The sequence below is a fragment of the Microbacterium sp. JZ37 genome, assembly GCF_035188445.1.
Taxonomy (GTDB): Bacteria; Actinomycetota; Actinomycetes; order Actinomycetales; family Microbacteriaceae; genus Microbacterium; species Microbacterium barkeri.
This window is the reverse complement of sequence record NZ_CP045253.1, coordinates 2944674-2957306: the sequence shown is the minus strand read 5'-3', so window position 1 is coordinate 2957306 and position 12633 is coordinate 2944674. Positions and strand designations below refer to the sequence as shown.

The window sequence follows — 12633 nt, the reverse complement described above, 5'->3', positions numbered from 1 at the left end:
CAATCCCGCGACGGCCCGCGCGACAACGGGGAACGCGACGGCCCCGTCTGGAATCCCAGACGGGGCCGTCGCGTCGCGTCACGGCGCTCGAGGAGGCAGGGGGATGGGCGCTGTCGCGTCTTCGAGGTCAGGCGCCGATCGCCCCTGCTCGCGGACGAACAGCGTGTACGCCAGCCAGAGGACGGCCAGCCACACCGCGCCCACCATGAGCGCGGGCCGCGTGTCGGGCACGATGCCGAGCACGACGACGACGAACAGCACGAAGGCGATCGCCGCGTAGGAGGCCGCCGGCCAGAGCGGGACGGGGAACTCCGACGGCAGCCGGCCCTCCCGCGCGATCGCGTGCTTCATGCGCACGTGCGACAGCAGGATCATGAGCCACACCCACACCGTGGCGAACGTCGCGACCGATGCGATGAGGAGGAACGCCTGCTCGGGGATCACCGCGTTGAGGACGACGCCGACGAGCAGCGTCACCATGAGGATGAGGACAGGGAAGATCGGCACGCCCTGGCGGGAGGTCTTCCGGAAGATCGCGGGCGCCTGCCCCTGCTGCGCGAGGCCGAACATCATGCGACCCGCGCCGAAGATGTCGGAGTTGATGGCCGAGACCGCGGCCGTGATGACGACGGCGTTGAGGAGGTGCGGCGCGAACGGGATCCCGAGGGTCGTGAAGATCGAGACGAAGGGGCTCGCCTCGCCCGTGATCGACGTCCACGGCACGAGCATCATGATGACCCCGAGCGTGAGCACGTAGAAGAGGAGGATGCGCAGCGGCACGGTGTTGATCGCCTGCGGCAGCACGCGCTTGGGATCCTGGGCCTCCCCGGCCGTGACGCCGATGATCTCGATGCCGCCGAACGCGAACATGACGACTGCGAGGCTCGCGATGAGCCCGCCGATGCCCTCGGGGGCGAAGCCGCCGTGGCTCCACAGGTTCGCGATGCCGGAGGCGTTCTCCTCCTGGTTGCCGAGCCCGAACGCGATGATGGCGATGCCGCCCGCGATCATCGCGATGATCGCCGAGACCTTGACGAGCGAGAACCAGAACTCGAGCTCTCCGAACACCTTCACGCTCAGCAGGTTGAGCGCGCCGATGAAGAGGATGATCGAGAGCACCCAGATCCAGCGCGGCACGTCGGGGAACCAGAAGCCCATGTAGATGCCGAACGCCGTCACGTCGGCGAGGCACACGATCACCATCTCGAACGCGTACGTCCATCCCGTCACGAAGCCCGCGAGCGGGCCGAGGTAGCGGGCGGCGTACTGGCCGAAGGAGCCCGCGACGGGATGGCGGACGGCCATCTCGCCGAGCGCGCGCATCACCATGAAGACGGCGGCGCCGCCGACGATGTACGCGAGGAGCACGGCGGGTCCCGCGGACTGGATGGCCGCGGACGACCCATAGAAGAGGCCGGTCCCGATCGCGGAGCCGAGCGCCATGAAGCGCACGTGCCGGGCGGAGAGCCCGCGGCGGAGGGTGTGCGCGGAAGGGGTCGCGGCGGGCGCGTGCGTGGCAGAGGTGTCAGACATCGTCGTCTCCATTCTCCTCGGTCGGGCTAGCGTCCGGCGACGCCCGCGAGCGCCTCCAGGACGAGCGTCGCGACGAGGCGCACGGTGCGCCCGTCGGGGGTGTCCGCGGTCGCATCGACCTCGGTGAGGTCGAGCGATCGCACGCGGGGGTCGCGCGTGACGCGTCGGACGGCCCTGCGCAGCTCGGCGGCCGAGAGGCCGCCGGGCACGGAGGCCGGGCAGGCGGGAGCGACCGCGCGGTCGCAGACATCGACGTCGACGTCGACGTGGACCGCGCCTCCGCCCGCGCCCGCGATCGAGAGCGCCTCGTCGACGACGTCGGCGATCGGGCGATCGTGCAGGGCATCGCGCGGGATGACGGTGATCCCGAGCTCCTGCGCCCTCCGCGCGTACGCGAGCGAGTTCGCGAAGTCGGCGATGCCGATCTGCACCACGCGCCGCCCGTCGAGCCCTGCCTCGATGAGGCGCCGCACGGGGGAGCCGTTGCTGATCCCGTCGCGCAGGTCGTGATGCGCGTCGAAGGCGATGAGGCCGGCCGACACGATGCCGTCGCCCCACGCGCCGCGCGCCGCGGGGACCGTCGCCGCGTTGTCGCCGCCCAGTGCGATGACGAGCCGTGCGCGCTCCGCGAGCGCGCGGACGGCCGCGACAGCGGCGTCCTCATCGCGGCCGTGATCGGGCTCGGCGATGTCGCCCGCGTCGACGATGCGCAGCGCCTCGTCGAGGTCGACGGCGCCCCTGCCCTCCACGTGCGCGAGGGCCGAGTAGCGGCGCAGCGCGTCGCGCACCGCCGATGGCGTCGCGTCCGCGTGCGTCGGCGAGAGCGAGGTGCGCCGCGTCGGGAGCCCGATGAGGGCGGCGTCCGCCTCCGCGCCGTCGGGGCGCGGCCATCCGCCCGTGCGCGGCCAGAGGGGATCGTGCGAGAGGGCGGGGGAGGGCTGATCGCTCATGGCGTCACGGTACCCACGGGCGGTGCGGGGCGAACCGTCGCCTCGCACATCGTCGTCTGGGATCCCAGAGCGTGCCGTCTGGGATCCCAGACGGCGGGAGGCCCTCGGTGCTGTCCGCCGGGACGGACGTGACGTTCCATGGAGGGATGACCACCTCGCACGCCCTCCGCTCCATCTCGCTCGGCTCCGCGGGCCTCCGCCCGGACGACGTCGTCGCCGTGGCCCGAGACGGCGCGCCCGTCCATCTCTCGGAGCAGGCGCTCCGCGACATGGCGGAGAGCCGCGCGCTCATCGACGACCTCGCACACGACGCGCTCCCGCACTACGGCGTCTCGACGGGCTTCGGCGCCCTCGCCACCGTGCAGATCCCGCGCGAGAAGCGCCGGCAGCTGCAGCGCAGCCTCGTGCGATCGCACGCCGCCGGAACCGGGGAGGAGGTCGAGCGCGAGGTGGTCCGCGCGCTCATGCTCCTGCGTCTCGACACCCTCGCGACGGGCCGCACGGGCGCTCGCCCGATCGTCGCGGAGACCTACGCGAAGGTGCTCAACGCAGGGCTCACGCCCGTTGTGCACGAGTACGGCTCGCTCGGCTGCTCGGGCGACCTGTCGCCGCTCGCGCACTGCGCCCTCGCCATCATGGGCGAGGGCACCGTGCGCGATGCGGCCGGCGAGCTGCGCGACGCGGGCGATGCCCTCGAGGAGGCGGGCATCGCCCCCGTCGTGCTGGAGGAGAAGGAGGGCCTCGCCCTCATCAACGGCACCGACGGGATGCTCGGCACGCTCCTGCTCGCGCTGCACGACCTCGAGGCGCTCCTGCGCGTGGCCGACGTCGCGGCCGCCGCGAGCGTCGAGGCGCTCCGCGGGACCGACTCCGTGTTCGCCGCGGATCTGCAGGAGCTGCGCCCGCACCCCGGGCAGGCCGCCGCGGCCGCGAACATGGCGCGGGTGCTGGGCGACTCGGGCCTCGTCTCCCGGCGGGTGAGCGGCGAGTTCACGCGCGTGCAGGACGCGTACTCCCTGCGCTGCGCTCCGCAGGTGCACGGCGCTGCGCGCGACACGGCGGCGCATGCGGCCTCGGTCGCCCGCATCGAGCTCGGCAGCGCGATCGACAACCCGGTGGTGACCCGCGACGGGCGCGTCGAGTCGAACGGCAACTTCCACGGGGCGCCCGTCGGGTACGTGCTCGACTTCCTCGCGATCGCCGCGGCCGACGTCGCGTCGATGTCGGAGCGCCGGACCGACCGCTTCCTCGACGTCGCGCGCAACCACGGCCTCCCGCCGTTCCTCGCCGCCGACCCGGGGCTCGACTCGGGCCTCATGATCGCGCAGTACACGGCCGCGGGCATCGTCTCCGAGATGAAGCGGCTCGCGGTCCCCGCCTCGGTCGACTCCATCCCGTCCTCTGCGATGCAGGAGGACCACGTCGCGATGGGATGGGCGGCCGCGCGCAAGCTGCGCCGCTCGATCGACGGCCTCGCGCGCGTGCTCGCGATCGAGCTGCTCACCGCGACGCGCGCCCTCGACTTCCGCCTCGCCGCCGGCGAGGGCGAGCCGGGCGCGGCCACCCGCGCGCTGCACGCCCTCTTCCGCACCGACATCGCCGCGCCCGACACGGACGCCTTCACGTCGCCCGACATCCAGGCGGCGGTCGCGCACGTGCAGTCGGGCCGCGTGCTCGCGGCGGTCGAGACGGCGATCGGCGCGCTCGCGTAGCCTCGACCTCGATGTCAGAGTCGTCCCGCGTTCCCGCGTTCGAGAACGGGCTGCGCATCCTCGACCTGCTCGCGCGCGCGAGCGGGCCGCTCCAGGCCGCGACGATCGCGCAGCGCCTGGAGCTGCCCCGCTCGACGGTCTACCACCTCCTGAACGTCGCCGAGCGGGCGGGGTACGTCATGCGGCTGCCCGACGAGAGCCGATACGGGCTCGGCATCGCGGCTGTCGACCTCGGCAGCTCCTATGCGCGCACCGATCCGCTCGCGCGCCTCGGCCGCGTGCACGTCGCTCGCCTGGTCGACCGGATCGGGCTCAGCGCGCATCTCGCCGTCCTGCACGGGCGCGAGGTGCTCTACATCGTCGAGATCCGCGCGAAGCACGCCCCCGACCTCGTCACGGCCGTCGACGTCCGCCTGCCGGCCCAGCTGACCGCGAGCGGGCGGGCTATCCTCGCCGCGCTGCCCAAGGCGCAGCTGCGCGCGCTGTACCCCGATGCGCGGGCCTTCGTGCAGCGGCATGCCGAGACGCCCGCCGTGACGACCTACGCCGAGCTGCGCCGGGTGCTCGAGGAGGGGCGCCTGCGCGGATGGGCCGAGGAGACCGGGGACGTCACCCCCGGGCTGTCATCGGTCGCGGTCCCCGTGCTCGATCACCGCGGATGGCCCGTGGCCGCGATCGCGATCACCTATCCGGACGCGTCGGTCGCGCCCGAGCGCCTCCCGGCGCTCGTCGACGACGCCCGATCGGTGGCGGAGGAGATCTCGCGCCGCATCCACGGCGCGCCGCGCGACGCCTAGGCTGGACCCGTGGGCACAGCAGCGCGGCGGGTCGTCATCACGGGGAGCAGCGGGAAGCTGGGGCGCGCGGTCGTCGCGCACTTCGCCGAGCACGGGTACGCGGTGACCGCGGTCGACCGCGTGCGGCCCGCCTCGCTGCAGGAGGGGGCGCGCTTCCTGCAGGCCGACCTCAGCGACTACGGGCAGGCGGTCCAGGTGCTCACGCACGTCGACGAGCACTACGGCGCGCTTCCCGTCGGGTCGGGCCGCGGCGTCGACGCGCTCGTGCACCTCGCCGCGATCCCGGCGCCCGGGCTGCTGCCCGACGCGGCGACCTTCGCGAACAACACGGCGATCACCTACAACCTCTTCTCCGCGGCACGGCTCGCCGGCATCCGCCGCGTGGTGTTCGCATCGAGCGAGACCCTCCTCGGGCTGTCGTTCGCCGACACCCCTCCGCCGTACCTGCCCGTCGATGAGGAGTACGCCGTCCGGCCGCAGACGTCCTACTCCCTCGGGAAGGCGGTCGACGAGGAGCTCGCCCGCCACTTCGCCCGCTGGTGCCCCGATGCGGGCTTCCTCGGCCTGCGGTTCTCGAACGTGATGGATCCCGAGGACTACGCGCGCTTCCCAGCGTTCGACGCCGACCCGTCCGAGCGCTCGTGGAACGCGTGGGGCTACATCGACGCGCGCGACGGCGCGCTCGCCTGCCGCCTCGCGGTCGAGAGCGGCATCGTCGGCGCGGAGAACTTCGTCATCGCGGCGGCCGACACGGTGATGTCGCGGGGCTCGGCCGAGCTCGCCGCCGAGGTGTTCCCCGAGGTGCCGGTGCGCGGCGAGGTCGCGGGCACGCAGACCCTGCTGTCGATCGAGAAGGCGCGCCGCCTGCTGGGCTTCGAGCCGCAGCACTCCTGGCGCGGCTAGCCTCGGCCGGGCACGTCGACGACGCGCTCTCCGCCGACGACCGGCGCGAGGGCGCCGGCCGTGGCGGCTGCGAGGTCGTCGCGGAGCCGGCCGAGCTCGGCGGCCGGCGTCCAGAGCTCGAAGGTCGCGTGCGTCGCATAGGAGGTCTCGCCGAGCGTCGCACCGTGGTGCGCGGCCCACTCGCGCAGCAGGTTGTCGATGCGGCCCGCGTCGCCGTGCGGCACCGCGACCGTCACCTGCGTGAGCGCCTCCCGGCGCACGGGCGCGGCGAGGTCGAGCGCCTCCGACACGGCAGAGGAGTACGCGCGGACGAGCCCGCCCGCCCCGAGCTTGATCCCGCCGAAGTAGCGGGTGACGACCGCGACGACGTCGGTGAGGTCGCGGCGTCGCAGCACCTCGAGCATGGGGATCCCCGCCGTGCCCGACGGCTCGCCGTCGTCGGATGAGCGCGCCTGGTCGCCGAGGAGGCCCGTCACCATCGCGACGCAGTGGTGGCGGGCATCCCATGCGCGCCGGCGCGCGGCGGCGATGACCTCCTCCGCCTCCTGCGGCGAGGAGACCGGCGCGACCTGGGCGATGAAGCGCGACTTCCGCTCGACGAGCTCGTGCTCGACAGGCGCCGCGATGGTCGACGGATAGCGCCGGCTCACGGGGCGGCCGTCGCCCGGACGGTGTCGATGAGCGACGCCGCGAGGGCGCCCGCCGCGTCGCGGTCGCCGCGCGCGATGGCCTCGGCGAGAGCGCGATGGGCGTCGCCCACCTCGCGCGGCTCGGGGAGGGCGCTCGTCTCGGCGATCGAGTGGGTCACGAGCCCCGCCATCGCCTCGTGGAGGCGCGCGAGCAGGGGGTTGCCGCTCGCCTCGATCACCGCCCGGTGGAAGGCCGCGTCGGCCGCGACGCAGGCGTCGAGGTCGCCCGCCTCGTGCGCGCGCATCCGCTCGGCGAGGGCGCGCTCGATCGCCGGGCCGGCGGTCTCGGGGATGGCCGCGGCGGCGCGCGCGGCGGCGGCCTCGAGCCCGGCCCGCGCCTCGAAGACGTGGTCGATCGACACCTCGTCCCGCGCGAGCAGCACGGGGAGCTCGTCGGACGCGCGCACGTAGGTGCCGTCGCCCACGCGCGGCTCGAGGAGTCCAGCGACGCTCAGCGCGCGCAGCGCCTCGCGGACCGTGCCGCGGCTCACGTCCAGATCCTCTGCGAGCTGGATCTCGCCCGGGATCCGCGACCCCACCGGCCACGCGCCCGACACGATGAGCGCGCGGAACTGCTCGGTGACCTGCACGACGAGCGGGGCCTGCCGGATCGGCGCGTTGAGCGGCATCGCGATACCTCCTCCCGTCGAGCGTACCGGCGTCGCCGGCGTCCGGCTGGCGCGCGACGGCCAGATGTCCTACATTTGCACAGATGAACGAGGGCATGCGCAGAACCGGCTGGATGGCCGCTCTCGTCTTCCTCGTCGCGCTCTGCCTGCGCCCCGCGATCACGGCCGTCGGCCCGGTCCTCGGCGGCATCGGCGCGGAGACCGGGCTCGGGGAGGGTGCGCTCGGCCTGCTCTCGGCCCTGCCCCTCCTCGCCTTCGCCGCGGTGTCGCCGCTCGTGCACCGGATGGCGACGCGCTTCGGCGACGACAGGGCCGTGCTCGTCGCGCTCATCGTCCTCGTGGGCGCGACGCTCGTGCGCTCCTACGCGGGCGACGTCGGGCTGTGGGTCGGCACGTTCGCCGTGGGCGCCGCGGTCGCGGTCGGGAACGTGCTCACCCCGGTTCTCGTCAAGCGCGACTACCCGACGCGCATCTCCCTCGCGACCGGGTTCTACACGGCGTTCCTCACGTTCGCGGCGGGCGCCGGCTCCGCGCTCTCCGTGCCGCTCGCGCACCTCGTGGACTGGCGGTTCTCGCTCGTCGTGTGGGGCGGACTCGCGCTCGTCGTCGCGCTCGCGTGGCTGCCGCGGGTGGCGGGCCCCTCGTCGCATGCGCGCTCGCTCGATCCCGTTCCCGTGCCGCACCATCCGAGCATCTGGCGCTGGGGCACGGCGTGGCTCGCGACGGCGTACATGGGGCTGCAGTCCACGACCTTCTACGTCGTCGTCACGTGGCTGCCGACGATCGAGGGCACGTGGGGCGTGCCCGCCGCGACGGCCGGCCTGCACCTCTCCGTCGTGCTCCTCCTCGGCATCGCAGGCGGCCTGCTCATCCCGCGCCTGCTGCGCGATGGCGTCGACCAGGGCCCGGGGATGGTCGTGGCGACGGCTCCGCTCGCGATCGGAACGCTCGGCCTGCTCGTGTGGCCCGGTGCCCTGTACCTGTGGCTCGCGCTCCTCGGCCTCGCGCAGGGCGCATCGCTCGTGGCGGCGCTGACGATGCTCAGCCTGCGCGCGCGCAGCCACGGCGAGGCGGCGAAGCTGTCGGGCATGGCGCAGTCGCTCGGCTACCTGCTCGCGGCCGCCGGTCCGTTCGCCGCGGGCTTCCTCGCCGAGCGGACGGGCAGCTGGGCGCCGACCCTCGCGCTGCTCGTCGGGCTCACCGCGATCCAGACCGCGATCGGCTTCGTGCTGGGCCGCGGCGGCCGCCGCTGAGCAGAACGATGATCGGCCCCGGCGCGTCGCGCGGGTGATCGCGCAGGATGCGCAGCCCATTCGAGCCCGCCGCCGCATAGCCTGGAGGGACCGACATCCACCGCCGCGACGACGCGGCCAGAGCCTCGAAGATCGGAGGTTCCCATGTCCATGAGCCAGGTGCACAGCACGAAGGCGATCATCGGTGAGCCCGAGGTCGTCGAGGACGGCCGAGCCCCCGGCGCCGAGACCTCGGATGCGTGGCGGCGTCTCAAGGACGCCGCGATCGCGATCCAGGCGATGCAGGCATCCGACGGCTCGATCCCCGACGCATCGGCGCATGACGCCGCGCGCGCCGAGGTCGAGCGCGTGCAGGACGCGGTGCGCGAGCTCGCGCCGCGCTTCCCGCACGACGCCGCGTACCTCGAGGCGGTCGTCGCCGACCTCGGCCGCTGGGTCGCCGACGGGTTCGGCGTTCCCGACTTCCACGACGCCCTCGTCGCGTTCCACCCCGAGCAGCACCGGGTCGACGGGCTGCGTCACCTCGTCGTGTTCCCGATGTACACGCAGAACGGCTCGCCCGACCGGCATCTCGAGGCGCTCGTCGTCGAGGTCATCTGGCCCGACTTCATCGCGCGCCTCGAGGCGACCGACTACGGCAACCGGCTCTTCGTGAGCCTGCGTCTGGTCGACTTCACGCCCGGCTACGACACGAACTCCGCCGTGCTCTTCCCCGAGACCGTCGCCGTGCGCGAGATCCCCGCCTTCACGTGGGGAGCGATCTTCCAGGACCGCGAAGCAGCGCGCTACCGCCGCGTCGTCCGCGCGGCATCCGAGATCACGAAGCTCGAGCTTCCCGTCGAGGCCGCGCGGATGCTCGACGACCAGCAGCTGACCGAGCAGACCTTCGTCATGTGGGACATCATCCACGACCGGACCCACATGCGCGGCGATCTGCCGTTCGACCCGTTCATGATCAAGCAGCGGATGCCGTACTTCCTCTACTCGCTCGAGGAGCTGCGCTGCGACCTCACGGCCTTCCGCGAGTGCGTCGCCATCCAGCGGCGTCTCACGGGCGCCGAGGAGCTCTCCGCGGTCGAGGCCGAGACGCTCGAGCACGCGCGGCTCGTGCAGTACGCGGTGATCTTCGACCGGATCTTCCGGTTCGCGATCACGGGCAGCCGCGTGCGCAACTACGACGGGCTCGGCGGGCAGCTGCTGTTCGCGTGGCTGCATCAGCGCGGGGCGCTCCACTGGACGGACACCGCGCTCACGTTCGACTGGGACGCGGTCCCCGACGCGGTCGTCGCCCTGGGCGACGCGATCGATGACCTGTACTGGCGCTCGATCGACCGGCCGAAGACCGTGCACTGGCTCGCGGCATACGACCTCATCCGGTCGGTGCTGACGCCGCACCCCGCCTCGAAGTGGGCCCGCGGCCTTCCGGACGAGGTGCTCGCCGGCCCGCCGCGCGGCTTCACCGACGCCGTGCTGGACGACGAGTTCCCGCTGTCGATGTTCTACGAGGCGCTCGAGAAGAAGATGCGCGACGTGATCGCGCAGACCTCGGGCATCCGCGGGACGGATGACTGACGACGCCCTGGCCGGCCGCGCCGTGCTCCTCGCCGGGGGCACGAGCGCGGCCGGCCGCGCGGCGGCCCGGCGGCTCGCGGATGGCGGCGCGCGCGTCATCGTGGCGGGGCGCGACCCCCGGAAGCTCGCGGCGCTCGCGGGGAGGGCTTCGAGACGATCGAGGTCGACCTTGCGGACGAGGGCGAGGTGCGCACGCTCGCCTCGTCGGCGGGCGCGATCGACGGGCTGCTGCACCTCGTCGGCGGATGGCGCGGAGGCGGAGGGATCCCCGGCCAATCGGAGGAGGACCACCGGTTCCTCGAGTCGTCGTTCACGTCGCTGCGTCTCGTGACGCGCGCTCTGTGGCCGTCCTTCGTCGCGTCGTCGCGCGCTCGCGTCGCGATCGTCTCGTCCACGGCCGTCGCGCGCCCCCGCGCGGGCGGCGCGAGCTACGCGGCGGTCAAGGCCGCGAGCGAGGCGTGGACGCGCGCGCTCGCCGACGGCTTCGCGAAGGAGGCCCCCTCCTCGGCCGCGACGATCTTCCGCGTCACGGCTCTCGCCGGGCGCGAGGAGCGCCTCGCCGACGCGTACGCCGACCTGTGGGCGGCCGACGCGGCCGCCGTCAACGACCGGGTCGTCGAGCTCGCCTGACGACCCTGAATAGGCTGGATCAGTGACCCCGATTCATGACGCGAACCTGCGCGGATTCGCCTCCGACAACTACGCCGGCATCCACCCCGAGGTGCTCGCGGCGATCGCCGACGCGAACGCCGGACACCAGATCGCCTACGGAGAGGACGTCTACACCGCCCGCCTGCACGAGGTGCTCGCCGAGCACTTCGGCGGGCCCGTGGCCGCGTTCCCCGTGTTCAACGGCACGGGCGCGAACGTCACGGCGCTGCAGTCGATGCTGCCCCGCTGGGGCGCCGTGATCGCGGCCTCGACCGCGCACATCAACGTCGACGAGCAGGGGGCGCCCGAGCGCATCGGCGGCATGAAGCTCCTCACGGTGCCCACCGAGGACGGCAAGCTCACCCCCGACCTCATCGACCGCGAGGCGTGGGGCTGGGGCGACGAGCACCGCGCGCAGCCGCTCGTCGTCTCGATCACGCAGGCGACCGAGCTCGGCACCGTCTACACCCCCGACGAGATCCGCGCGATCGCCGACCACGCGCACGGCCTCGGCATGCGCGTGCACCTGGACGGCGCGCGCCTCGCGAACGCCGCGGCCGCGCTCGACCTCCCGCTACGCGCCTTCACGCGCGACGCGGGCGTGGACGTGCTCTCGCTGGGCGGCACGAAGAACGGCGCGATGCTCGCCGAGGCGATCGTCGTGCTCGACCCCGCGGCGTCGGATGGCCTCACCTTCCTCCGCAAGATGAACATGCAGCTCGCATCGAAGATGCGCTTCGTGTCGGCGCAGCTCGTGGCGCTCTTCGACGGCGACCTGTATCTGCGCAACGCCCGCCACGCCAACGCCATGGCGCGGCGGCTGCGCGCGGGCGTCGAGGCGGGCCTCGCGGACGGCTCGATCCGCGGCGTGCGGTTCACGCGCGAGACGCAGGCGAACGGCGTGTTCGCCATCCTCCCGGGCGGCGTCGCCGATCGCCTGCGCGAGAGCGTCCGCTTCTACGACTGGGACGAGTCGGTCGGCGAGGTGCGCTGGATGTGCAGCTTCGACACCACCGAGGACGACGTCGACGCGTTCGTCGCCGCGATCGCGCGCGAGACCTCCCGCTGACCGCCGCGGGGCGGCGTCACCGCAGCAGCGGCGCCGCCTCCGCCGCGAAGGCCGCGAACGGGCGCGCGGGGCGACCCGTGACGCGTTCGACGTCGGGTGAGACACGCTCGGCCTCGCCCGCTGCGTAGTGCGCGTAGTCCTCGAGGAGGCCCTCCACCTGCCACGCGGGGAGGAGCCCCTCGAGCGACCGGGCGAACGCCGGCGCGGGGACGTCCACGAAGCGGATGTCGCGCTCGGCCGCACGCGCGAGCGCGCTCGCCATCTCGGCGTGCGTGAGCGCGGCGGGCCCGGTGAGGTCGAGCACGCCCAGGCCCGTCTCGGACACGAGGGCGTGCGCGGCGACCGCTCCGATGTCGTCGACGTGCACGGCGCTCACGCGGGCGTCGCCGATCGGCGCGGGCACGATCCCCTGCGCGCGGATGAGGTCGCGGTACACGAGCAGGCCCTGCATGAAGAGGTTCGGCCGCAGGGCGGTCGAGGCCATCCCCGACGCGCGCAGCGCGGCCTCGACCACGGCGTGATAGCGCAGGAAGCGCACGGGGGAGTCCTCCGCCGCCGCGAACTGCGACAGCAGGACGATGTGCGCGACGCCCGCCTCACGTGCGGCCTCGAGGAACGCGAGCTGCTGGTCCTGCGCGCGCTCGGTCGAGGGCGTCACGAGATAGGCCGCGCCGACCCCCTCGAGCGCCCGCGCGACCGCGTCGCGGTCGTCGAAGTCGCCGCGGACGACGGTGCCGTCGCCAGGGAGAGGGGCATCGTCTCGGCGGGTGAATCCGCGGTAGGCGACGCCGCGAGCGGCGAGGGCGCGGGCCGTGGCCGACCCGGTCGCGCCGGTGACGCCCGTGACGAGGACAGAGGGTGTGGTGTGCATGGAT

General features: G+C 73.6%; 12 protein-coding genes. 7 read left to right on the top strand and 5 right to left on the bottom strand.

All coding sequences use genetic code 11. The features are described 5' to 3' along the window. Positions 1-78: 78 nt before the first annotated feature. Positions 79-1533: an amino acid permease gene (locus tag GC092_RS13690; protein WP_324012612.1), complete on the bottom strand. Its 1455-nt coding sequence runs from the start codon at positions 1531-1533 to the stop codon at positions 79-81. 26 nt (positions 1534-1559) lie between these two features. Further along, complete coding sequence (locus GC092_RS13685; RefSeq protein ID WP_324012611.1) at positions 1560-2483, bottom strand: arginase family protein; 924 nt, start codon at positions 2481-2483, stop codon at positions 1560-1562. A gap of 146 nt (positions 2484-2629) precedes the next feature. On the opposite strand from GC092_RS13685, the gene hutH reads away from it, so the two are divergent. From hutH to GC092_RS13670, 3 genes are read left to right on the top strand one after another with little or no spacing between them, the layout of a single operon-like run. Further along, a complete protein-coding gene (hutH, locus tag GC092_RS13680) occupies positions 2630-4195 on the top strand; it encodes a histidine ammonia-lyase (protein ID WP_324012608.1) in 1566 nt (521 codons plus the stop codon). Positions 4196-4206: 11 nt separating this feature from the next. Then, positions 4207-4992 carry an IclR family transcriptional regulator gene (locus GC092_RS13675; protein ID WP_324012606.1) on the top strand — a complete coding sequence of 262 codons (786 nt, stop codon included), beginning with the start codon at positions 4207-4209 and terminating at the stop codon, positions 4990-4992. 9 nt (positions 4993-5001) lie between these two features. After that, the gene (locus GC092_RS13670; protein ID WP_324012603.1) at positions 5002-5895 is read left to right on the top strand and encodes an NAD-dependent epimerase/dehydratase family protein; all 894 of its coding nucleotides are present in this window, start codon (positions 5002-5004) and stop codon (positions 5893-5895) included. Here the strand turns inward: GC092_RS13670 and GC092_RS13665 are convergent. Both GC092_RS13665 and GC092_RS13660 read right to left on the bottom strand, forming a co-directional pair. After that, on the bottom strand, positions 5892-6545 hold the full coding sequence (locus tag GC092_RS13665) for an IMPACT family protein (RefSeq protein ID WP_324012601.1): 654 nt from the start codon (positions 6543-6545) through the stop codon (positions 5892-5894). The genes GC092_RS13670 and GC092_RS13665 overlap by 4 nt on opposite strands. Beyond that, positions 6542-7213 (bottom strand): FadR/GntR family transcriptional regulator, encoded by a 672-nt coding sequence (locus tag GC092_RS13660; protein ID WP_282979076.1) that lies wholly within the window; start codon positions 7211-7213, stop codon positions 6542-6544. The genes GC092_RS13665 and GC092_RS13660 overlap by 4 nt, the downstream gene beginning before the upstream one ends. 83 nt (positions 7214-7296) lie before the next feature. Here GC092_RS13660 and GC092_RS13655 point away from each other — a divergent pair, with 83 nt between their 5' ends. The 4 genes from GC092_RS13655 to GC092_RS13640 all read left to right on the top strand — a co-directional run bounded on the left by GC092_RS13655 (position 7297) and on the right by GC092_RS13640 (position 11758). Next, a complete protein-coding gene (locus GC092_RS13655; protein WP_324012598.1) occupies positions 7297-8466 on the top strand; it encodes an MFS transporter in 1170 nt (389 codons plus the stop codon). Between the two features lie 144 nt (positions 8467-8610). Beyond that, positions 8611-10038: a DUF6421 family protein gene (locus GC092_RS13650; RefSeq protein ID WP_324012597.1), complete on the top strand. Its 1428-nt coding sequence runs from the start codon at positions 8611-8613 to the stop codon at positions 10036-10038. Positions 10039-10224: 186 nt separating this feature from the next. Then, positions 10225-10668 (top strand): SDR family NAD(P)-dependent oxidoreductase, encoded by a 444-nt coding sequence (locus GC092_RS13645; protein WP_324012595.1) that lies wholly within the window; start codon positions 10225-10227, stop codon positions 10666-10668. A gap of 22 nt (positions 10669-10690) precedes the next feature. Continuing rightward, positions 10691-11758: a threonine aldolase family protein gene (locus GC092_RS13640; RefSeq protein WP_324012592.1), complete on the top strand. Its 1068-nt coding sequence runs from the start codon at positions 10691-10693 to the stop codon at positions 11756-11758. A 16-nt stretch (positions 11759-11774) separates the two neighbouring features. Here the strand turns inward: GC092_RS13640 and GC092_RS13635 are convergent, their stop codons facing one another. Continuing rightward, entirely contained in the window at positions 11775-12629 is an 855-nt protein-coding gene (locus GC092_RS13635) for an NmrA family NAD(P)-binding protein (RefSeq protein ID WP_324012590.1), read from the bottom strand. Between the last annotated feature and the right edge of the window lie 4 nt (positions 12630-12633).

Coding starts and splice junctions, on each gene's coding strand:
- GC092_RS13690 (WP_324012612.1), bottom strand. CDS start 1,533: ATGTCTGACACCTCTGCCACGCACGCGCCCGCCGCGACCCCTTCCGCG.
- GC092_RS13685 (WP_324012611.1), bottom strand. CDS start 2,483: ATGAGCGATCAGCCCTCCCCCGCCCTCTCGCACGATCCCCTCTGGCCG.
- hutH (WP_324012608.1), top strand. CDS start 2,630: ATGACCACCTCGCACGCCCTCCGCTCCATCTCGCTCGGCTCCGCGGGC.
- GC092_RS13675 (WP_324012606.1), top strand. CDS start 4,207: ATGTCAGAGTCGTCCCGCGTTCCCGCGTTCGAGAACGGGCTGCGCATC.
- GC092_RS13660 (WP_282979076.1), bottom strand. CDS start 7,213: ATGCCGCTCAACGCGCCGATCCGGCAGGCCCCGCTCGTCGTGCAGGTC.
- GC092_RS13655 (WP_324012598.1), top strand. CDS start 7,297: ATGAACGAGGGCATGCGCAGAACCGGCTGGATGGCCGCTCTCGTCTTC.
- GC092_RS13650 (WP_324012597.1), top strand. CDS start 8,611: ATGTCCATGAGCCAGGTGCACAGCACGAAGGCGATCATCGGTGAGCCC.
- GC092_RS13635 (WP_324012590.1), bottom strand. CDS start 12,629: ATGCACACCACACCCTCTGTCCTCGTCACGGGCGTCACCGGCGCGACC.